19 protein-coding genes are annotated in these 21,881 nt (G+C 47.9%); 5 read left to right on the top strand and 14 right to left on the bottom strand.

Features of this window, described 5'->3' with window-relative positions; all coding sequences use genetic code 11:
• Positions 1 to 17: 17 nt before the first annotated feature.
• The 7 genes from EDB95_RS23460 to EDB95_RS23430 all read right to left on the bottom strand — a co-directional run bounded on the left by EDB95_RS23460 (position 18) and on the right by EDB95_RS23430 (position 10,195).
• On the bottom strand, positions 18 to 2,432 hold the full coding sequence (locus tag EDB95_RS23460; protein WP_133998188.1) for an ABC transporter permease: 2,415 nt from the start codon (positions 2,430 to 2,432) through the stop codon (positions 18 to 20).
• Between the two features lie 83 nt (positions 2,433 to 2,515).
• Complete coding sequence (locus tag EDB95_RS23455; RefSeq protein ID WP_133998184.1) at positions 2,516 to 3,925, bottom strand: CehA/McbA family metallohydrolase; 1,410 nt, start codon at positions 3,923 to 3,925, stop codon at positions 2,516 to 2,518.
• A 2-nt stretch (positions 3,926 to 3,927) separates the two neighbouring features.
• Positions 3,928 to 6,639 (bottom strand): TonB-dependent receptor domain-containing protein, encoded by a 2,712-nt coding sequence (locus EDB95_RS23450; protein WP_133998182.1) that lies wholly within the window; start codon positions 6,637 to 6,639, stop codon positions 3,928 to 3,930.
• A gap of 85 nt (positions 6,640 to 6,724) precedes the next feature.
• Positions 6,725 to 7,531 (bottom strand): FecR family protein, encoded by an 807-nt coding sequence (locus EDB95_RS23445; RefSeq protein ID WP_133998179.1) that lies wholly within the window; start codon positions 7,529 to 7,531, stop codon positions 6,725 to 6,727.
• Positions 7,528 to 8,049, bottom strand: a complete 522-nt coding sequence (locus tag EDB95_RS23440; protein ID WP_162852751.1) for an RNA polymerase sigma-70 factor — start codon at positions 8,047 to 8,049, stop codon at positions 7,528 to 7,530. Before EDB95_RS23440 ends, EDB95_RS23445 begins: the two co-directional genes overlap by 4 nt.
• Before the next feature lie 191 nt (positions 8,050 to 8,240).
• A complete protein-coding gene (locus EDB95_RS23435; RefSeq protein ID WP_133998174.1) occupies positions 8,241 to 9,212 on the bottom strand; it encodes a terpene synthase family protein in 972 nt (323 codons plus the stop codon).
• Positions 9,209 to 10,195, bottom strand: a complete 987-nt coding sequence (locus EDB95_RS23430; protein ID WP_133998171.1) for a terpene synthase family protein — start codon at positions 10,193 to 10,195, stop codon at positions 9,209 to 9,211. Before EDB95_RS23430 ends, EDB95_RS23435 begins: the two co-directional genes overlap by 4 nt.
• A gap of 312 nt (positions 10,196 to 10,507) precedes the next feature.
• On the opposite strand from EDB95_RS23430, the gene EDB95_RS23425 reads away from it, so the two are divergent.
• Together EDB95_RS23425 and EDB95_RS23420 are read left to right on the top strand one after the other, a co-directional pair.
• Positions 10,508 to 11,842 carry a sensor histidine kinase gene (locus EDB95_RS23425; protein WP_133998169.1) on the top strand — a complete coding sequence of 445 codons (1,335 nt, stop codon included), beginning with the start codon at positions 10,508 to 10,510 and terminating at the stop codon, positions 11,840 to 11,842.
• Positions 11,843 to 11,877: 35 nt separating this feature from the next.
• Entirely contained in the window at positions 11,878 to 13,203 is a 1,326-nt protein-coding gene (locus tag EDB95_RS23420) for a sensor histidine kinase (RefSeq protein WP_133998166.1), read from the top strand.
• Here the strand turns inward: EDB95_RS23420 and EDB95_RS23415 are convergent.
• The 3 genes from EDB95_RS23415 to EDB95_RS23405 all read right to left on the bottom strand — a co-directional run bounded on the left by EDB95_RS23415 (position 13,169) and on the right by EDB95_RS23405 (position 16,037).
• A complete protein-coding gene (locus tag EDB95_RS23415; protein WP_133998163.1) occupies positions 13,169 to 14,071 on the bottom strand; it encodes a terpene synthase family protein in 903 nt (300 codons plus the stop codon). The genes EDB95_RS23420 and EDB95_RS23415 overlap by 35 nt on opposite strands.
• A 123-nt stretch (positions 14,072 to 14,194) precedes the next feature.
• Positions 14,195 to 15,337: a cytochrome P450 gene (locus EDB95_RS23410; protein WP_133998160.1), complete on the bottom strand. Its 1,143-nt coding sequence runs from the start codon at positions 15,335 to 15,337 to the stop codon at positions 14,195 to 14,197.
• Between the two features lie 97 nt (positions 15,338 to 15,434).
• Positions 15,435 to 16,037, bottom strand: a complete 603-nt coding sequence (locus EDB95_RS23405; protein ID WP_133998157.1) for a response regulator transcription factor — start codon at positions 16,035 to 16,037, stop codon at positions 15,435 to 15,437.
• Between the two features lie 185 nt (positions 16,038 to 16,222).
• Between EDB95_RS23405 and EDB95_RS23400 the strand changes: the two genes are divergently transcribed.
• Positions 16,223 to 16,633 (top strand): SpoIIAA family protein, encoded by a 411-nt coding sequence (locus EDB95_RS23400; protein ID WP_133998154.1) that lies wholly within the window; start codon positions 16,223 to 16,225, stop codon positions 16,631 to 16,633.
• Positions 16,634 to 16,702: 69 nt separating this feature from the next.
• Here EDB95_RS23400 and EDB95_RS23395 read toward each other — a convergent pair whose 3' ends face one another.
• The gene (locus EDB95_RS23395) at positions 16,703 to 16,957 is read right to left on the bottom strand and encodes a hypothetical protein (protein ID WP_133998151.1); all 255 of its coding nucleotides are present in this window, start codon (positions 16,955 to 16,957) and stop codon (positions 16,703 to 16,705) included.
• A gap of 355 nt (positions 16,958 to 17,312) precedes the next feature.
• A complete protein-coding gene (locus tag EDB95_RS23390; RefSeq protein ID WP_133998148.1) occupies positions 17,313 to 17,582 on the bottom strand; it encodes a hypothetical protein in 270 nt (89 codons plus the stop codon).
• Positions 17,583 to 17,698: 116 nt separating this feature from the next.
• Between EDB95_RS23390 and EDB95_RS23385 the strand changes: the two genes are divergently transcribed.
• Both EDB95_RS23385 and EDB95_RS28045 read left to right on the top strand, forming a co-directional pair.
• Complete coding sequence (locus EDB95_RS23385; protein ID WP_133998145.1) at positions 17,699 to 18,034, top strand: RNA polymerase sigma factor; 336 nt, start codon at positions 17,699 to 17,701, stop codon at positions 18,032 to 18,034.
• Positions 18,035 to 18,193: 159 nt separating this feature from the next.
• Entirely contained in the window at positions 18,194 to 18,433 is a 240-nt protein-coding gene (locus EDB95_RS28045; RefSeq protein WP_133998142.1) for a DUF2442 domain-containing protein, read from the top strand.
• A gap of 111 nt (positions 18,434 to 18,544) precedes the next feature.
• Here EDB95_RS28045 and EDB95_RS23375 read toward each other — a convergent pair whose 3' ends face one another.
• Together EDB95_RS23375 and EDB95_RS23370 are read right to left on the bottom strand one after the other, a co-directional pair.
• Complete coding sequence (locus EDB95_RS23375; RefSeq protein WP_133998135.1) at positions 18,545 to 20,155, bottom strand: hypothetical protein; 1,611 nt, start codon at positions 20,153 to 20,155, stop codon at positions 18,545 to 18,547.
• Positions 20,156 to 20,181: 26 nt separating this feature from the next.
• Complete coding sequence (locus tag EDB95_RS23370; protein WP_133998132.1) at positions 20,182 to 21,789, bottom strand: hypothetical protein; 1,608 nt, start codon at positions 21,787 to 21,789, stop codon at positions 20,182 to 20,184.
• Between the last annotated feature and the right edge of the window lie 92 nt (positions 21,790 to 21,881).

Here is a 21,881-nt window from a genome sequence, read left to right as displayed (position 1 = left end):
CGGCGGGGCGCTACCGATCATTCCGTGCGCAGGCTCCGCACCGGATTCATCAGTGCAGCCCTCAGCGACTGGAAGCTGACCGTCGCGAGCGTGATCAACAGGATGCCGGCACCGGCGGAAGCAAAGATCCACCAGGAAAGGGGCGCGCGGTAAGCGTAGTGCTGCAGCCAACGGTGCATGCCGATGAAGACGAGGGGCATCGAGATAAACATGGATAGGATGACGAGACGCAGGAAATCTTTTGACAAAAGGGCCCAAAGGGTGAGTACACCCGCGCCAAGGACCTTGCGCACGCCGATCTCTTTTGTGCGCTGTTCGGCTACGAACGAAGCAAGACCGAAAAGACCAAGACAGGAGATGAAGATGGCGAGCCCGGCGAAGACGGCGGCGAGGTCCCCGATACGGGTCTCGGTGGCAAACTTCTGCGCATACACCTCGTCGTTAAAGTGATAGATAAAGGGGCTGGCGGGGTTGAACTTTTTGAAGACCGCTTCGATGGCGGCCAGCGCGGCGTGCACGGGTTTGCCGGGCTGGAGGCGGATGGTGAAATCACCCATCCAGCCGTCGCCGAGGAAAATAGCGGGTTCGATGGGCTCGTAAGGTGAGTTGGCCAGCATATCGTTGACGACACCAACGATGGTGTAGGGTTTACCATAGAATTTGACGCGTTGACCGATCGGGTTTTTGAAGCCGGCGTATTTGAGGGCGGCCATATTGATCAGCATGGCGCTGGTGTCGGTGGCGAAGTCCCGGGAGAGGTCGCGGCCCTGCAGGACGGTCCAACCCACGGTGCGCCCGAATTCAGGGGTGATACTGACGTTGTGGAAATTCAAATACTTTTGATCTTCCGTCTGTCCTTCCCATTCCAGCGAGTTGCCATTCCCAAATGAAGTGGTCGGGAGGGAGGATTCGGCGACACCAGCGACCATTCCGGTAGCCAATAGCTCATTGCGTACCGCATCGGCCCGGTGTTGCAGGGTATCGGTGTTGATGGGCACGGTGATGAGTCCTTCGCGTGTATAGCCGACGGGGCGGTCTTTAGCGACCTGGATCTGGCGGAAGACGATGATGGTGCCGATAATGAGCGATAGCGAGACGGTGAATTGGAGCGTCACCAGCACCTGGCGGGGCAGTGCGGCAGCGCGGCCGGCGCGGAAGAGGCCCTTGAGGACCCTTACCGGCCGGAACGCCGAGAGATAGAAGGCCGGGTAGCTGCCGGCGAGGATACCGGTCAACAGGGTAAAGCCCAGGGCTACGGCCCAGAATGCCAGGCTGTCTGCCGGAAATTGCAGGTGTTTGGCGGCGATGCCGTTAAAGAAGGGCAGGCTGAAGTAAGCGAGGCCGGCGGCCAACACGAACGCCAGCAGGGCAAGCAGGATGGATTCGCCGAGAAACTGGGCGATCAACTGGCTGCGGAGGGAACCGATGGTTTTGCGGATACCGACCTCTTTGGCCCGTTGTTCACTGCGCGCGGTCGACAGGTTCATAAAATTGATACAGGCCAGGAGGAGCACAAAGGTTCCGATCATGCCAAAAAACCATACGAACTGGACGCGGCCGCCGTCAGGTATGCCCCATTTAAAGTCGCCGTGAAGATGAATACGGTCCAGCGGGTAGGTCATCAGGGTTTCTTTTACTTCCGGGTTGCGCGGCCAGGCGATATAGGCGCCATGGGTAGGGAGCTCTTTGATCCGGGCGGTCGCCTGTTCGGGGGTTGTATTGCCCGCGAGCAGGCCGTAAAGGTGGGCGCTATGATCGCTCCAGTCGGCGTTCCTGTTGAGCCAGGCAGCCTCGGTGTTTTCCCAGGGCAGGAGGATACCCATTTGGTAGAAGGTGCTGTTCTCGGGCAGGTCCTCATAGACACCGCCCACGAAAAATGTCGAGTTGTTGTTCCGCCGGATGATCTTGCCGATCGGGTCGGCATGACCGAAAAGCGCGGTGGCGGTACTTTGCGATATGAGCATGGTGGACGGGTCCTTGAGGGCGCTGCCAGATCCGGCCAAAATATGGAAGGTGAAGATCTCCGGAATGGTGTATTGGGCCCATTGTCCATTGACGGCGATGGCTTTGTCGCCGACGTTGAGCAAAGAAGACCCATCATCCGAGATCATGCCGGTCTTTTGAAAAACGTCGTCATAGCCCTTGGCCAGGGCGGGCCCGAGCGCAGTGGATATGGTATACCCTGCCATCTGGGTATACCCCGCGGCGATGGCACGCTGACGCATGGCGCCGGTCACTTCATGGTGGACCATGACCTGGACGATGCGGCGGTGGTTGCTGTGGTAATGGTCGAAGGAAAACTCGTCGGCGATCCACAGGCCAATGAGCAGGGAGATGGCCATACCGGCAGCAAGGCCTGCGATGTTGATGATCGATTGCGACCGGTGTTTCTGAAGGTTGCGTATGGCGATGGTAAAGTAGTTCCTGAACATGCGCTTGGTTTGGATACGCGAGAATCGCAGCCAAAAAAGTACCCATTTTGCTACATTCTAATAATCAATCAGTTGCGATTTTCTTAGCGCCGGCGACTGTCCGGTTCCGCACACTGGGTGTCCACATATACAGGGTTGCCCACAAGAGCCAGCTTCCCTTCCTTATCCAGCACCTTTACATACATCGTGTGCCAATGACTTTCCGGATCCACCTGGATTTTTTCGTCGTTCGACGCAATATCCCGGCTCAATGCCGGGTTTATCTGCCCGTCCATGATAAATTCCACTTTCCCTCCGGAGACACCTTTCACATAGGCCGTTACATTAATGGTATCTGAAGGCGCCACCTTTAACACGCCTCCCATATACACCGTATCCCTCCCATGGGTAGCCAATACATCAAGGAAATGATTTTTATCCCCTTCCATATCTATAAAAACCCTCCCACTCCGGATCCCATCGATTAATCCTTGCACCGACAGCGCTTTCATATAAATGACCGTGGTGGGTGTTCCAATGTTTTCAGCATGGTGATCATCGCTGCCGCCTATGGCGGTGACATGCTGCCCGCTATTCAGCATTTGATGCCAGAGATCCCAGCCGCCTATGCTATGGTTCATGGTGGCGCCATTGACGACCTCCACAGCGGTGATGACTTTATCCGGAATGTCCTTTATTTGCCACCCGCATCCCATACAATTCTCTCCCGATGGAAGACCCGGATGATTGATCGATATGATTCCCCCGCTTTTGTTGACGGCGTTCATCCAGCCCCGCGCAGCGGCATAGGTGGCGTCCGTCGTTCTAAAATCGATAAAATCCGTCACCCCGAATATATTGGCGTGTCCATAAAATGTAGTGATTTCCCGCCCGGGTACCAGCAGTATCTTATCAAACGCCGGTTGCAATTCGCGTAGCGCGTCAGCCTGGGACGTCGTATTGTGGTCTGTTACTGCAATAAAATCCAGGCCCTTGTTCACCGCGGTTTCCACCACCCGGTACACAGGGCAGGGAACCGCTACACCGGATTGCGCGGCACATTTACCATCACTATGTCCACTGTGTATATGAAGATCGCCCCTATACCACCCGGCCTCCGTATGGATGGGCTTGTCAGAAGACTCATTTATGTAAATACGCGCCTCATAATTGGACACCACGCCCTCCCGGATATTGGGGACGCCCAGTAAAAGCGTCCATTGTCCAGCAGGAAGAACCCCCGGTAAATATCCGGGGGTCGCCTCTTCCTCGCTGATGGTAAAAGTATTTCTGGCGCCGCCGCTCCATCCCCTGAAGCGCTCCGGATCCATAAGCCCGATATCGATGGCCGTACGCTGCTCCCGCCCGTCATACGAAAATTCTATCCTAAGCCGTTTGACACCTTTGGGTAAAGTAAAAGACCGCTCTATATACGTGTGGAAATCCTTTCTCTCTACTTTGCCTTTTAGGATTTTGTAAGGAAGGGTAGCTACCAGTAATAAGAGCCAGACCACGGTTAAAACTTGTATCTGAAGGAAATTTTAAAGCTCCTCCCCAGCAGTGGACGCGCCAAAAATATATATTGATTTGCCTCGGCGCTTTGGATCTCCCCCTGGCGCGGATTGCCTTCGGTAAGACCCAGCGAATTCGTAAGATTATCAATGACGCCAAAAACGGTAATTTCTTTGGTCAATTTAACCGATGCATCTATATCCACTTTCGTATAGGCCGGAAGTACCTGGGAGTTCGCCACATCGGTATACCTTTTCCCCTCATATTCTATGGCCGATTGCAAGCGAAGTTTGTTGCGGAAAAGATTGAAACCCGGAACCGCCCTGATGGAGGTGTGCGGTACCCTGATCAGCTGATTCCCGTCGTAATTGGCTTTTTGGGTGAGTGTACCCCCGGAAACGGCATCTACTTCATATCCTTCGTATACCCCATGCTGGTAGGTCGCCGTGGCGGATACATCAAACCACTTTACCGGGTAAAGAGCCCCCTCCAATTCAAGACCAAAAGTCTGCGTATTGGCGTTCGCGTTTACGGAAGTAAATCCGTTCAAAGTGCTCACTTCATTCGTGAAACCTACGTTGTTATACTTAGTCCAGAATCCCGTACCATAAAAAGCGAAAAGCCTGCGCGCATATTTGAAGCCGACTTCGCCGAGTTCCATGGTTTGGATAACTGCGTTTGCATTCACATTGGTGTAGTACGTACCAAATCCGGGAATACGCGCAGCGGAAGTATATCTGCCAAAGAGCCCCATGTTTTCCGAAAGCTGATAATCCGCGCCCAGCGTCCAGGTGGTGTAGTTAAAATGATGGTTATAGCCCTGCCATACCCCGTTTCCGGTGGTTATGGAGGACGTCGCATACGTGCCCAGGTTTACGGATTGGGATTGTTCTACAACGCCGTCCGTTTGCGCGTTTTCCCAGCGCAATCCGCCGTCAAGCCGGAAGGCATGGGTAATCTGCCATTCATCACTGACATAAAGCGCGTTGGTGGTCTGTTCGCCGTTGGCATCCGCCCACTCATATCCATACTGGGAGACCCCGTTATTGGAATAGGTATGTACGATATTCCCGTTGCCATCCAGGGCGACAATATTCAACAACCTCGAATTATTTTGAACGTCCAGGTACACCTTTGAAGAATACCTGCTGAAGTTTTGACTGAAGTGCGCGTAATAGTAGCCCAGGTTAAAATCGTGTTTTGAAGACCCCGTTACAAAAACGTGTGACAGGTGAAGGTCATTCATCACTTCCGTCATAGGCATCGTAATGCCCCGCAAACCACCTTGAATCACCATGCCATTGCCGTTTTGACCGGCATTGTCAAACAACTTGCCTGTGGTGACGTATTGAAACCCCAGTTGCTGCGCCCCCGGCGCTTGTGTCAATAACGGTGCCTGTGCTTTATAAAACGAATCGGCGGTTAACAAGTTAAGCGCGTATACACCATTGCGCTGGGTTTGTGTATTGTTGAAACGAAGCGAATTCTTTAAAATCCAATTGTCGGAGAATTCCGTCTGAAATTTAACGGTAACCTGGCTCCTGTTTACAGACGTGCCCACCGTATTGTCAAAATGATAAAGACTGCTGTCCGCCTGGATCATGTTCATTCTTTGCGTTTCCGCACCGGCGATCGCTCCGTAATTGCCATCAAAACCCGATACCGCCACGATCTTCCCTTTACTATTATAGGTCATCGGCATGTCTGTATAAAACACCACATCATCATTCATTTGCTTGAAGTCAAGATTAAAGGATGTTTTTTCCCAACTCTTGCCAAGGGAAACCCTGAATTGCCCACCGTGATTACCGGTGTACCCGGGATTACGCACCCCTGACTCCGTGCGGTAAAATCCACCGGCGGAAATTTTCCAGTCATCACCGATCGGAGCGCCTACCCATACATCTTCCCTCATCAGGTTATCACCGCCCAGGCTCAGCTTGAAAACGCCCTCCGTTTTATCGCCAACGGCACGGGGAATATAGTTCACCGCGCCCGCCGGTGCATTGGAATAAAAAACAGAAGAAGGGCCGCCACGAACCACTTCAATGGATTGAATGGTCTCATCGAGACGAAATGCCTGGTCCGCATTCAGGTAACCCAAGGCCGGGTCATGTTGTACAGGAATTCCGTCTTCCATCAATTGAATGGATCCGAAACCATCCACAGGAACACCCCTTGCCCTGATATTACCACTCGCCTCACCCCCAGTTGCTTCCACCCAAAAACCAGGTACCGATTTCAACGACTCGGTCACGCTGGTCGGCCCCTGTAAGCTCAGTGCATTATACCCGATACTGGTGACGGAATAGCTTGTTTGCAGTTTGGTACGGTTTAAAGCACCGGCACGCCCGGTCACAATAATTTCATTCAACCCGTTCTCTACCGCTTTTAATTTTATCAAAAGGGAGATGTCGGCATCCGCTTTTATGGTATAGCCGGATATCGTTTGGGTTTGAAAACCCACATGGGAAACAACAAAGGAATAAGGACCTCCCGCGGGCAGATTGCGATAAGTGAAAATACCCAAAGAGTCTGTTTGTGTCGCCGTGGTAAGACCGGTGCTTTGGTTTTTTGCAAAAACAGAAGCGCTGGTCACCGGCTGCCCGTTCTCGTCATTGACCTGCCCCTTGACCACATTGGCATTTTGGGCACTGGCAATCAATTGAATATGACAGAAAACTGTCAACAATAGCAGCGTAATTGGTCTGATCATACAATACGTTGTAAGGATTTAGTTTCCTTATTATACGCATCCTCTATACCAGTCCCTTACTGTTCATATTAACTTAACAAAGGGTTCAATTGTTCATGACGAAGGTATCGCCTTGTTTTTGGAGGCTGAAATTATTGAGCAGCGCAATGCTTTTGAGGATATGGGAGAGGGAGTCCTTTTTGTCTATTTTTCCAATAAAGGTCCGGTTGCCCAGCGCTTCTTTATTATAGATGATCCTGGCATTGTAAATCATCTGCAATTGGTCAAATACTACCTCAAGAGGGTAGTCGGTAAATACATAGCCATCGTCCTTATCTTTTTCAAGATGAAAAATACGGGCCGATGTAAAAATATAAATATCGCCGGGCGTAAGATGGTATTCATTTTTGCCGGCATTTACCTTGACTTCTCCTTCATGCAACACTACTTTTGACGCATTTACCGTGAAACGGGTCCCCAAAACAGTAATTAGTACAGAATTGCTATATACGGAAAAGGGTTTGGCGGCATCTTTGGCAACGGTAAATGTGGCTTCACCATTTAATATCACCTCTCGTTTTAAGGAGTCAAAGTTTTCGGGGTAAGAAATCGTACTGTTGGGCAACAGTTCTACGGAAGAACCATCACTCAACGCAAGCATCATTTTTTGAGCCGTGTTGTTCTTTTTTGTGGCAAAAGCCGCAGTGCTTGTTCTTTTTGCAATAAAATACCAGGACAGACCGACCACCATTACCACCGAGGCTGCCACAGCTATCCACCTGAAATTAAAAGGAGTAGCCGTATTCCTGTCTATGTTATTCCACAACTTGTCGGATATATCGGGCGATAACACCTGGTTGGGCTGAAAGTTGTCCCACTCTTCTTCGTTCATTATGGTTTCTTCTGTTGTCAAACTATATACTTTTTTATCTGCTTCAACGCCTTGTAAATATGTGCTTCCACCGTTTTGGAAGAAACAGACAGGGTTTCGGCAATTTCTCTATAGGTCATCCCTTGTTCACGGCTCATGGCAAATACCTGCTTTCTTATAGGGGGCAAATCATTCACCGCTTCCGATATTCTCTTTTGCAATTCGGCCTCCCGCATTTTTTCCGTTGTACTGTCAATCCCCCTGTCAATACTTAGCGTATCCAGACGAGTCGTTACCGCATCCGTATGGTTATACTTTCGCAGAAAATCAATAAGTATCGTATGGGCTATCCTGAACAACTGCGTGGAAATGGCGTATTCTTCCTGCAAAGTGTGGCGGCATTGCCAAAGTTTGGTAAATGCCATTTGTACGACTTCTTCTGCGATATATTCGGATTTCGTTTTGCTGAGGATGAAGAAATAAAGTTTTTGATGGTATTGGTCAAATACTTCTTTGAAGTATATGGCGTCACCATCCTTTAAATCCTTGACACTAAGCAAAATTGTTAGTTTTGGCGGCGAATGTAGGTAAATAACGAGGTAGCCGTTACGGCGGGAATAAAAATAAATATTTAGTAATATTAGTGTGCCGGATTGAGTTCATTCCAGTTTCCTGCTTCCGAAGTCATATCTATTTGATTTTCAAACCATAAATCATCGCTTCATACTGGAAGGTGCCGGTGAAGATGGAGCTATCCATAAACGTGAGGGTATCTTGAAGATTCAGTGGTGCTCCACACGATGTTCCCCTTCATAAAATGCTGCAGGCAAGAAATATATCGACTTAGTTGTTCATTGGTCCTTGAATCATAGACTAATGCTCTTTCTGCCAACTGGATGAATTTTCTTATTTCATTATCATGAATGGCGGCCACATCTTTTATGGCATCTTCAGTGCTCAATTGGTCTTTGCGCTTCAAAATGGAGACCAAATTAAATTCGGAGGCATTTCCCGACCCCCTTGCAATTTCTTTACTAAGAGAAAAAAGATCGTTGGCAAAACAAACCGTATTTCGAGCAATCTCGGTCAATTTGTGGACCACCGGGGACTTATAAATTGGTTCCGAAAGTTGGACTTTCCCTGTTACCTCCAATGATTCAGTGGCAAGGTTTGCTGCCCCCAAATACTGACGCATAGCAAAATACTCGTTCAAATTTGGAAGTTCGCTCTTAATAGCATGTTTGAACTGCCAAAGGCCACCTTCGAAAGTATCTTTTATTCCCTGAATAAATTTTTGTTTCCATATATCACTACTCCTGAATTGCATGCTCTGCCAAAAATCATCCAACGCTGCTAAAATCGGGCCGTCCTTTTTGACAGTGCAACGCCGGCCTCTTTCAAGGACGTCAAGAAGTCCATCTACAAAATATGTAAATGAAGCAATATCCCTTATTTCGTTCCCTTCGTCGAAATTATCATCAACTATAAACAATAGCGTATTCACGTTGCACCAGGCCGCCAGGTCCTCAAAGTCGCCATACGGATAGCTTCGGGCAATCATATTCGAAAACTTCTGACTTCGGTACTTCTGAAACATCTCCTCACTACTAATTAAATCAAAGTCCTGGACCCACTGGTTTGTATGTGCTTCGATTTCAGCCATATTGGGGTGAATTTCCGATGGGAAGGGACAGTAGAGTTCCGGAATCTTATAAATTTTCATACCGAGATCTTTTCAAAGGTATAAGTATGCGGATACCGTGCGGTGTCCTTGGTACTCCATTCAATGTTGCCCCGCATCAATATTCCAAGGGCGTCAACGTATTCTTTTAAAATTATATTAAAGCGGTCACCATATTTGAATATCCCGCCGGATAGTTCAAGGAATTCATTAACCGTATCATCATGAATATCAGCTGCCAGTTGAATGGCTTCACTAAGTGTAAGGTTATATTTTTCTTTCAGGATGAATACCAGATTGAACTCGCCGCCGTTATTCTTTTCCTCGATTTCCTTGGCCAATGAAAAGAGATCGTTCGAAAAGCATATTGCATTTCTACATAGTTCCGTTAACCGTTGGATAATGGGCTCGTCAAGAATAAACTGAGGCACGTCTATTCCTGCGATGCCTTCTAATGCGTCAGTACTCAAATGCGCCGCGCCGAAATACTGCCGCTGTTGAAAATATTCATCTAAACTTGGCTTTTTACGCATGAGCAAGTGCTGAAACTGCCAGTACCCCCCATCAAACATATCCTTGCAACCTTTGATAAATTTCTGTTGCCAGCGAGCATTGGTAAGTTTTCGGATCCGTAACCAGAAGTCGCTAAGTGCTGCCAATGTGGGCCTGTCTTCTCTTAGGGTGCAAGTCCGGTTCATATCCAATACCTCAAAAAAAGCTTTCGTATAGGAGAAGAATTCAGCTTCATTTTTTATCAGACCTCCCCCATCGATTTGGTCGTCAACAATGAATAGCAGGGCATTAAGGTCGGACCATGCAGCGACAGTTGTGAACTCCGCTTTGGGAAAACTTCTCCCTATAAAGTGACCAAATTTGCTGGCTTTAAAATTTTCCTGCGTTTCCGAATCTTCGATAAGACCGAAATCCAATACCCATTGATTGGTATGGCTCTCAATTTCGTCTACTTGCGGGTGTACGGCAACTGGGAAGGGACAGTGTAAATGGGGAATTAGGAATTGTCTCATATCGAGGTGGTGTTTATTAGCTTGGGGCAATTCCGGGCGATGACTGTAAAATAAGCCATTTAAATAAAAAATTCACTTTGATGGGTTAACCACTCCCTTTCATTTGTTTTTAGACTGGTCCTAGGAGTAGATGACTTATGGAAGCCACTTTTGAAAATATAGATATTAGTTTGAAAATGACTCCTTTATAAGTACGTGCTCCTCAGCAAGGCAATCCTCACGCAGCAGATGACGGCTTACTTCGTTGTTAGTGATTGAGCTTCAACCTGATTAAGCTTAAACGGTTTGGGATTTTATAAAATATTCACGAACATGGGATTAATAAGGAAGCTATTGTATGCTGGCTGTTCGGATCTGCAGGAGCATGATCCACAAAAGGCGATTTGTTTCGGGGTAAACGTAATGGTTTTGGTCAATGCGACATTGTGCATATTGGTAGGAGGGCTCTTTACACTGCTCAGCCGAAATCTGCTCATGTTGGGAGGGGTCCTCATAGAGACCACCTTTTTATCTATCCCCATCCTGGCCAATTTCAAAAAAAGATACTTTATTGCGAGTCTCTCCTTATATCTCCTCATGTGCATAACTACCTTTTACTATGGCTCCGTCATCGGGAAGGAGATGGACAATGCCACTTTAATGTTGGTCTATTCATTTTCCGTCGCCTTTTTTCTTTTCCGGGGTATTACTTTAGCGATTTGCATTGCAATTAATTTTGGATTCGTCGCACTCCTCAATTACAATTACGCTCACCACCTCATCCCCACGATGACCCTCCCATCTAAGGCATTAGAAGGATTTGTAAAGTGGTCTGTGTTCGCTGTCACTTTGCTCCTAACTGCGTTAACCTTCACCATGTTTGCCAAAAGGTATAGTCGGGTTTTGCTGAACTTGCTAAAGCTGAGACATTATACATCCCAGGTTGAAAAAAACCTGCAGGAGGAAGAAATATCAAACGAAAACAAGGTAAAATTTATCTCCACAACCTATCACGAAGTCAACAACTTCTTTTCCGGGCAGTCATCCCTTATTCGGAGGCTCAGTATTCTGGAAAATCAAAACCGTCATGCTGATATCAAGGAAATCTTGACAATAATCGAAGGTTATAGCGAAAATATGCAGTTGTTGATAAAAAACGCATTGAGCTGGTCGATGTTCGAAATGCAGGTGACAGACGAACCCTATATCGAGCTCTTGGATATCAAGGCCTTACTTGCGAACATGATCAGGGCTAACGAATTCATTGCTCTTGAAAAAAATACGAGACTCATCTTCCTGGTTGATGAATCACTTCCCGCGTTTCTACCCTCAGACCGATTAAAGCTGCTTCAAATTACCCATAATTTGTTAAATAATGCGATTAAGCACGCCGATGAGAAGGATGTAATACTGAAATTGGAAAAATTGCCCAACGGCTGGAGGATGATTGTCCAGGACAACGGGGTCGGCATCAGCGAAAGCTTACTACAAAGGATATTCAACCCATTTGTCACTGAAAAATCTAAAGGAAACATTAATGGCATTGGGCTTGGGCTTTATATCACCCGGAAACTGGTAGACCAGCTCCATGGTGATATATCAGTGCGCAGTCAATTGAACGCTGGTGCGTGTTTTACCGTCACCTTTCCAGAACTGGCGCTGAGCTAGGGCTTCTTATTCTGTAAATCATCGAATAAGGTACAATGAAGAAAATAAGGTCACTAGTTTATGTGGGTACCGGGGGGCTAAAGGAATATGATCCCCAAAAGGCAATCTGCATCGGAATCAATGCAATCACCCTAGTAAATGCCACCTTATGTTTGGGTGTCGGAGGCTTTTATTCTCTGATCACACAGAATATGTTAATGCTGGGAGGGGTTATTGTTGAAACAGGGCTACTGACGGTACCGATTTTATTAAATCATCGCCATAGGCACAGCGCTGCAGCATTGTTCATCTTTTTGACATTTTGTTGTACAACTTTGTATTACGGTTGCATTATTGGCAGAATACTCAACGCCGATTTAATGCTAGTATATCTAATTTCTTCTGCCCTCTTTGTTTTCAAAGACCTCAAAACAAAAATGCTGTGTGTTGCTCTGGTTCTTCTTCTGATAATTTTATTGGAATACAACTACTCATATCAAGTCATAAAACCCATTCCTTTTACCAGCGGCATCGCTCTTTGCATAAGATGGTCTGCCAATGCAGTCATCATCTTCCTTGTGATCATTACTTTCGCAATGTACTCGAAGAGGTACAACCATGTACTAAAAGAATTACGGGCCCATGCGCAGAAGGTCGAAGAGGACCTCATAGAGGAAACTATCGCTGGTGAAGAAAAAGTCAAATTCATCTCTTCTGCCTGTCATGAGGTGAACAACTTCTTCACGGGCCAGTTCTCTCTGATTCGACAATTAGACCGATTAGAACGTGATAACCGACACGCTGATATAAAAGAATTATTGGGCATAGTCAAAAGCGCTTCAAACGACTTGCAGCTATTGATTAATAATGTACTGAGCTGGTCTTACCTTGAATTGGGATTAAAAAACGACCTGTTTATCGAGCGCGTAGACATCAAAGCGCTCTTCATTAACCTGGTCAGAACCACTGATCTGATTGCCCTGGAAAAGAATACCAGCATTACCCTGGTTGTCGATGAATCACTTCCTCAATACATCACGACTGATCGTTTGAAACTCCTCCAAATATCTCATAACCTGATTAGCAATGCCATAAAACATGCCAATGGGAATAGCATTCTTCTCCAATTGGAATGTCTCCCCGGCCGTTCTTGGCGGATTGTTGTACAGGACAAAGGGGTGGGCATCAGTGAAAGCCTGATTTCAAAGATTTTCAATCCATTCGTAACGGAAAAATCAACCGGAAATCAGAATGGGATCGGGATCGGATTGTACATCACCAGGGAACTGGTACACAAACTCCGGGGTGACATACATGTGGACAGTAAAGTAGATTTGGGGGCCCGATTTATCGTGACGCTTCCTGAACTGGTGACGAACTAGGTTTTCCTTTGGCGTAGATGTGCGGATACCGGGTCGTCTCTTCAGTGCTCCAGATAATATTGGCCCGCATCTGGAATTTCAGGGCTTGCACGTAGTGGCTGAGTTCGTCCCCTGTTGTCGCTTCTATTTTTTGGGAGAGGTCGACAAATTCTACCACTGTATTGTCATGGATTTTTGCGGCCTTTTCGATTGCTTCCTCCGTTTCAACTTGGAATGTGTCCTTGATAATGGAAACGAGGTTAAACCCACCGGCCGCCTCCGACTCTTCCAGTTCCTTCCCAAAGGAGAAAAGGTCATTGGCAAAGCAAACCGCATTCCGAGAAAGTTCGGTCACCCTCACTACCATGGGTTCGTCAAGGACCGCCTCCGATACACTTACCTTCCCCGTCAGCTCCAAGGAATCGGTGGACAAGTGAGCTGCTCCCAAATATTGCCGATTCTGGATATAGGCTTCCATTGAAGGTCTCTCTTTTTTGGCGATCAGGTCAAACTGCCACATCAAGGCCTCGAACATTTTTGTCACGCAACCGACCATCTTTTGTCTCCAGGCCCGGGTCGAGTGCAGCTCCAGCCTTTTCCACAGATCTCGGAGCGCTTCAAGGACCACCCGGTGCTCACCACCTGTACCCCCTTTTCCTCCATCCATAATTTGTAGGAAGCCGCTGACCAACCGGGCACAGGTGAACCGGTCTCGGATGACCTCCTGGTCAAACTGGTCATCCACAATAAATAAAAGAGTATTGAAATCACTCCAAGCGCAAAGGGGGTCTACATCCCCCTTGGGAAAAGTACGGGCAATAAAGGTGCCGAAACGTTGCTTTTTATAATGTTCGATGTCTTCGCCCTGGACGAGCCCAAAGGATTGCATCCAAGCGTTGGTATGTGCCTCAATCCGTTCCCAATCCGGGTGGAGGAGGGACGGGAAGGGACAATACAGTTCTGGTATTGCGTATAACATTTACGTTCTTATGAATGGTGAAAGCATGTGCCCTCAAGCCCTGACCTCGAACGTGAGTGGGAGGCTTTTAAACCCAGACAACATTGTACTGGACGTGGCCGGAACAAGCTGGGTATTCTCCCTGACCTTCAGCTTCTTCATGTGCCGAAGGATGACTTCGAGAGCGATCCTCGCCTCCAATCTCGCTAGGGGGGCGCCTACACAAAAATGGATCCCGTGCCCGAAGCTCAGGATCTGAGAAAAGTTGGTCCGGTCCAGGTCAAAATGATTAGGATAGGGAAAAACGGATGGATCCCGGTTGGCCGAGCCTATCCAGGCCGTCACGAATTGTCCTTTCTTGATCCATTGCCCTTTCAATTCTACATCCTGGGCTGCGATGCGATACATGTTCAGGGCAGAAGGCCGTAAGCGCAGCACCTCGTTGATCGCCCTGGGAATATCTCCAGGAAGCGCGTGGAGCTGGTCCTGAAGTGTTTCGTGCTCTGATAAATAGAATAAAGCATTTCCAATAAGGGTGGAGGTCGTTTCATATCCTGCCATGAACAGAATAATGCAGTGTGCAAAGATGTGTTCCGGGTCCATATTCTCCGTCAGCAGGTGTGAAATCAAATCCGGCTGGGGACGCATCCGTCTCTCCTCGAACAATTCCAGGAAAAAGTTCTTCATTCCTTCCTGACCCTGGTAAAATCCGGTCCCCTCAACTACCATCTTTGTCCAGGCGTTGAAACTTTCAAAGTGTTGCGGAGGAATCCCCAATGCCTGTGCAATGACACTCGCGGATAGGGGCAGAGCAAAATCGTTTACAATATCCCATTCGCCCTGATTCAGCACTTTTGTGATTAAGCCTTCACATTGGGTATAAACTGTGTCCTCTAACTGACGCATCGCCTCGACAGAAAAGGCCCCGGATACCAGGGCCCTCAGCTTCCCATGCAAGGGAGGATCGGTTTGGTTGAAACTGTTACCTATCGGGTTTTCCTCGATCTTGGGCATGTATTCGTTAGAGAAAACGGAATAGTCTGAAAGGACCCGGCGCACATCCTCATAACAGAACACCTGCCAAGACCCCTTAGGTCCAAATATCAAAGGAAATTCTTCGTCATAATACACAGGGTTCTCATTCCTCATCTGTGCATACCATGAGGAAAGATCACCCAACTGGTGAGGGGATTGCATAACAATAGATAAACCTTAGAATAATTGTTGAAAGCGCAAATTGCAAATATTTGCCCAAAGGGAATTATCAATTCGGGAGCTTGTTAATGACCGAAAGTCAACTGATCTTATATAGCGCTGCAAGTTCGGTCAGCTCTTTGATATTATTTGTGTTTGTCTTTTCAAAAATTTGTCTTTTAAATCCCGAAACCGTACCGGCAGTAACATTCAAGGCCGCAGCAATATCATTGGTACCTTTTCCTTCCAGTAAATAGTGAAGCGTCTCTAGTTCCCTTGTTGTAAGGCCGGCAAAAGGACTATCGTCGTTGCCAGCTTGGACTGGAGCAGGTGTTTCATTGAACAGAAATTGTTTAAGTCTTGATCTTATCAGGTCTTCATCTCCCTGTTTTGACAAATAATTATTTATCCCGAAGGACTTTATTGCCTTCGCATAAGTATCGGTCGGCTTTGCAGAGAAGACCAGGATGTTTAGCTGGGGGTACAGGCCTCTAATTGCCGGTAGTATGTCAAGAGAGCTTCCGTCCGGAAGGCCAATATCAACGATCAGGTGGGTATAGTGCTCTTTCTTTAGTTCTTTCAGGAGCTCGCTGCAGGAAGTCACACTTTTTATACTTGAGAATCCCAAATCGAGCTCGATGGTCAACCGTAGGCCTTTTGATATCATGATGTGATCGTCCGCAAGTAAAATCTTGGGCTCCATAGCAAGTTGTATATTTTTTCTTACACCTATTATGTATCGTTCGTCAAATCTATTAATGAAATATACATATTTATCAGCAAAATATATTCTCAATGGGAATAATTTGCCCTTCCCAAAATTTTTTGGCAACCGCTCATGGATAGTTCCTCTACTTTAGCCACGCTCAACAACTATTAAAACAGACTATGGAACAGAAAAACCCAGATCGCGTCATTTACACGCGCCACAAGGATTATTTGAAAGCATCGTACGTTGAAAACTTTGCATTCGTACATCGTAACGACTCAGAGGACATCGTTCGCCACAGGTTAGACATGCAAGGCGGAGAATCCGTTAAGCTACTCCTGGAATTTCCGGATCCCCGCCGGTTTTCAATTGGTGCCCACTTGTATCTTGCGAGCAGCGAGGCGCGCGAAGGAATTGAGATGTGCGCTATTGTCACTAAATCAAAATGGGAATACTTCGCAGCACGTTTTGCAACAGCAGTGGCAAACACGGGATACCCTGTTGCGGTATTTAAAAGCGAAGAGGATGCCATCGAATGGCTTACAGGCAACCCGAAGCCTGTTGGAATTTCGTATCCCGCAGCTTTATAGAGTTTTTAAGGTTTTTATCCTACGCTTGTAGGACATAGGTAGCCGTCCCCCATGTCAATGGGGGACTCTTCACTTTCCAATACTCTTGTAAGCTAAAACGGATAGCGTAGCATACTCAACTTTAATGAGTTTTGCCAGTTGAACGAGATCTCCAACCGTAAAGCGGTCAGGGGATTCTATTCTTGATTTGAGCGTTTTATAGCCCAGATGCAGTTCCTGCGCTATATCCGTTATGGGAAGAATATCAAACAATTCGTCAATATGTTTTGCTTGTCCTCCTTCAATTAAGGACTTCGCTGAGCTCAATTGTCTTTCCGATGGCATCAAAGGAAAATTTCGGTCGGAAAGGTAAAGGGCGTGGTCAATTAAATCGAAAATATGGCAAAAAGAACAACATAAATGGCCTTAATGACAATATAAATTATTAAATTGACCATATTTCAAATTCTAAAATCTAGTTCTTTGCCTATCTCGATTATGTTAGGAATGCATACATATATCTTTTTGCGCAGTTTGAAAGAGAACTGCATAGGGTTATGATTGACGGCCGGCCTGTCTAGGTTGGCTTCTTTTCTGCATGTTCAACGATTGGTGGTATATAAACACTTTTAGGTGTAACATTAATTGAGGACGGCCGGCCTTTCTAGGTTGGCCTTTTTCTGGAACCGCACCAGCGGAGCTATAATTTTTTCTTCGGCAGGCGTACATGCGGTAGAATGAGCTCAAGGAGCTTGTGGGGATCGACTTCGAATAACCTGCTCAAACTGGCAAGTTCCGCAATAGTGAAACTTTCCGGATTCCGCACCTTTCCAGCAAAGGTGCGGTAGTCCTGGGCCATGTCCGACGCCACGACGGTTCTTGGAATTATATCGAACAATTCGTTGAACTTAATTGATTTTTCGCGTTCCAAAATTGACTGCACGGCCAGGTAACGGTTGTCTTTCTTCATCTACCAGTTTTTTTACTGGTAATCAAGGTAGTATCCTATCCAATTCAACCGCGAAAAACTGTAAAATACGTGTATTGACGTATTTCTAAACCAATAAATAACTGGTAATTTTGGACATGAGTATACAGAAAACACCAGAACACGACCTTTCGGACCTTTTAACAGGGATAAGAAAGGGAGACCTTTTTGCCTTTAAAAAGGTGGTAGCGTTGTATCAGGACTTTGTCAATGAAGCCTGTTTTGCTGTTCTCCGAAATAAGGACCAGGCTATCGAGGCAGGGAGCCGCGTCTTTCAAATGCTTTGGGACAATCGATCTGATATAAGTAGTCGGACCTTGATAAAAACCTACCTGACGATGGCTGCTTATGAGGTATGCAAAGCTCAGCGTCGTGGATCTGTTCCGGAAACACCAGCTATAATTCCAAGAGAAAAACGCACCGTCAGGCGGTAATTTGCTCCGGCTCCTGCTGATCGGCCCGGTAGTCGCATGCAAGCGTTATTTCAACCACAGGGATCCTAGCGGGTGATGTTCCAAGGATGAATTGATGGCCGATTGGAAACTTGCTGTGGAAGGGCAGCAGATTTTTTTAAATTGAAGCGTTAAAATAACATGCGGACAATTACCAACATAAAGGCATTAAATGACTACCTCTTGGAATGCGTTTTTAGCGACGGCTCCACTCGGATCGCCGATATTAAGCCTTTTCTAACTGCGGAAGCATTTAAGCCTCTTCTAGATCCGCGTATATTTTCCTCTACTCTTTCTAATCAAGGTTATTTTGTCGAATGGAAAGATCAGGACATTGATCTCAGTGCTGATACGCTTTGGCATATTTCTGCGCAGGCATAGGCAGTTGAATTCTCTTACCCAGATGGCTTAAAAGAGAAACCCGCGGTGGTGGCGGGTTTTGAATTATGTTCGGGACGACTGGATTCGACCCAGCGGCGCCGGAAAGGTATCTTACTCCGGTTGCAACCAAACCACCCTCACCTGCTTATCCCGCCTTCCCTCTTTATCCAGCTCCAGTGTCGTGTACACATTGTTGTCCCTGTCGTAGTCGGATACGCCGTACACGGCGAGGTCGTGTTCTTTCTTATTTTCCGCGCGTCCGAATACGAATTGCCTGTCGGGCATCAGGTCGGCGCCTTCCAGGGGGAAATAAAACCCGTCGCATTCCGTGACCGTCCGGATCGTGGTCAGCTTGCCCTTCTTTGCCGATTCGCCGTTTTTCTCGATGTCGTTGAAAAGCACATAGCTTTTATTGGCACCATCGATATAGGCGAAGGATTTGTACTGGTTGGCATCATTTAATTCGGTCGCGCTCAGCTCCAGCTCGGAAGCATAGAAAGCCTGGAAATGATATTTCACCACAAAGTGGCTCTTGGGGATCAGGTAGCTTTGTTTCTCTACGCCGGCCGCGTCAAATTTGCATACGGCCAGGTTGCCGGTTTCGACGGAGGTCATGGTATAATTGTCATAAGCGCTGTGCTGGGTGATGTTCGTCAGCTCTTCAAACACCACGGTAAAGGTCCCGTCGGCATTGACGAACATATTAACCGGTACACCGGTGTACCCGTTTTTCTCGCCAAACACGGCTTCATCCTCTGCATTGACTTTCTGCGTGAGCAGGGGTTTTACGCTCAGGAGCTTTTTTGCAAACGGATCGATAAAGGCCAGCACCGTCGCGGTCTCGTTGGGGTTGTGTCCCGGCTGGACCGCCGCCAGGAGAAGCAATTTTTGGGTAACGGGGTTGTACCGGACACAGCCGTGTTGGACGATCAGGCTGTTGTTAAAGGGCAGCTCGGTCAATGTCACTTCTTTGGCCCCGGCATCCAGGGTCGCCAGTACCAGTTCGCTTTCCCTGCCGCCGCTCTTGGCGTTATTGTAGGCATAGGCCAGCACGCTGACCTTGCCGCCCTCGACCGGGGCCATGTCGATAAAGTTGAGGTACTTGTATTTGCCACCGTCGGGCGACAGGTAGAAGGCGCGGGCGATTTCCTTATGATCGGGTCCGTAGGATACGATTTCCAGCCGTTTGTTGCGATCGGGCGTAAGGCTGTTCAGCATGACGACCGCGTAATAATCGGAGTGGGGGTCTTTGCGCACGTAAAAATCAGGCAGGGGTACGTGCCCAAACGCCATCGCGAAAGCGTTTCCCAGATTCACCTTGTCCAGGTCCAGCAGCCTTTCATTCTTTTTCAGGTTGCCCGTGGCGCCGTCGAAGATGATCCGGTAAAGAATGGGGGTATGCTCATCATATTCCCGAACCATGACGACTACATCTCCATTGACTTCGAAGATGCCCCTTACGGGTGCTTCCTGGTGCTTGGGCAGTTGCACGGACGTTCCCTTCGTGGCAATCAGGTGGTGGGTGGCGTCGAACAGTTTCAATTCGATCCCGGCCTTATCATCTATGTGGAGGTAGGCGGTATATCCGCTTTTAAGATGGAGCAGTTTCGCATACCCGTCTGTGGGTTCATCGAAAAAGGAGCTCTCGGCAACGCGTTTAAATTGGGAAAAGGAGGGAAGGGCCACAGCAAGGCTGATCAGAGCGCAAAGGATAAGTTTCATGCGCCAAATATATAGGATTTCATCATTTATTGCGGTTGCAGCCAAACGATTTTCGCGATTTTCGACGTTCCCTTCTTAGCGAGCTGCAGGGTAATGTATAGGTCCCTGTCACGATCGTAGTCAGACAGGGGGAATGGTGCCAGATCGTGTTCCTCGCTGTCGGCGGCCGGGCCGAATAACCATTGGGGAGCCGGCGTCTGACCATCCCCCAGCGGATAATAAAAACCGTCACAGTATTTTACCCCCTCAATGGACGTGACCTTTCCCACCGATTTGGTGGCATCCAGGTTGCGCTCCAAATCGTTGATCAGTATATAGCTGCGCTCTTTCGCATCCAGGTAAGCGAAGTCTTTAAATTGGGTCCCGTAGTATAGTTCGATGGCTTTGTCCTGCTCAAAGGACTGATGGAATGGAACTAACAAGTGATCCCGGAAAAAATAGCTTTGGGGAATCACCTGGCGATGCTGTTCGACGCCTTCGGTAGTATACCGGACCACTGAAATATCACCCACCGTCGTGTTGCTTACGGAATAATGTTGTCCCTCTGTCGTGGAAATACTAACCGCCTCGTATACAACGGTAAACGTTCCATCGGCGTTTACGTATACGTTTTGCGGGAGGCCGTCGCGCCAGAATGCCTTTCCAAACAACGACTTGATATCCCCGTCGGCCGTTCTTTGCGCGGAGATGGGTTTGCCGGCTTCAGGATCTCCAAAGGGATCGATCATGGCTGCTATCACGTCATAATCGCTGACGGGGGGCCATTGCCGGTCACGGCCGGCGGCTACCAGGAGGATCTTTTTAGTGACCGGATTATACCGGACACAACCGCCGTCGATATACTCTTTTACCTCCGTCGTCAGATCCTTTGCAGATGCCCCTTGCGCCCCGGAATCCAAGGTAGCGAATACCATTTCACCCTTTCTATTGCCATACATGTTCGCATTAAAGGCGGAGAGGAGTACACAGACCTTTTCTCCACCGATCACCGCCATATCCTTATAGTCCAGGAATTCATATTTGGGGCCGGCGGCCGGGCAAAAGGCCCGGCTGATTTCCTTATGGTCGGGGCCATAGAGGACGATCTCCATCCTTTTGCTGCGATCGGAACAGAAATTGTTTAGGGTAACGATGGCGTAGTGGTCGGATCGCTGGTCCTTACGGGCAAAAAAACCCGGGAAAGGGCCCGCGCCCTCGTAATTGATCCTGCGCCGCTCATTCCAGCCTACCTTTTCCAGTTCGGCGAGTTTTTCCTCCTTTTTTATGTCGCCCGTAGTACCATCGATGATGATCCGGTAGAGCTTCGGTTTATTATCCGAGTAGTTCTGGATCAGCATCACGACGTCCCCGTTGATCTCGAAAATGGCCATTAAACCCATGTCGCCCTCCCGTGTATAGGCGGGCGTCACCACCTTGTTCACCACCGGCTGGTGGGAGGGATCAAATATCTTTAATTCAAAACCTGCTTCTTTGAAGTTGATGTGTACATACACCGTATTCCCGTTTTTCAGGTGGAGCAGCTTTGCAACCCCTTCTTCCGGTTCGTGGAATTCGGCGCTCTCGGCAATCCGTTTGAATTGGGAAAAAGAGGGCAGGGCGGTGAGCAGCAACAACGCACAAAATATTCGTTTCATGGGAGTTCAGCGGTTGAAGCCACGAAAATACACAAATCAGGCGCTCAGATATCCCGTGTTTATAACTGCGTCATTTTGATAATAACTGCAAC

Source organism: Dinghuibacter silviterrae, assembly GCF_004366355.1.
GTDB lineage: Bacteria > Bacteroidota > Bacteroidia > Chitinophagales > Chitinophagaceae > Dinghuibacter > Dinghuibacter silviterrae.
This window is presented reverse-complemented; position numbering and strand designations above follow the sequence as displayed.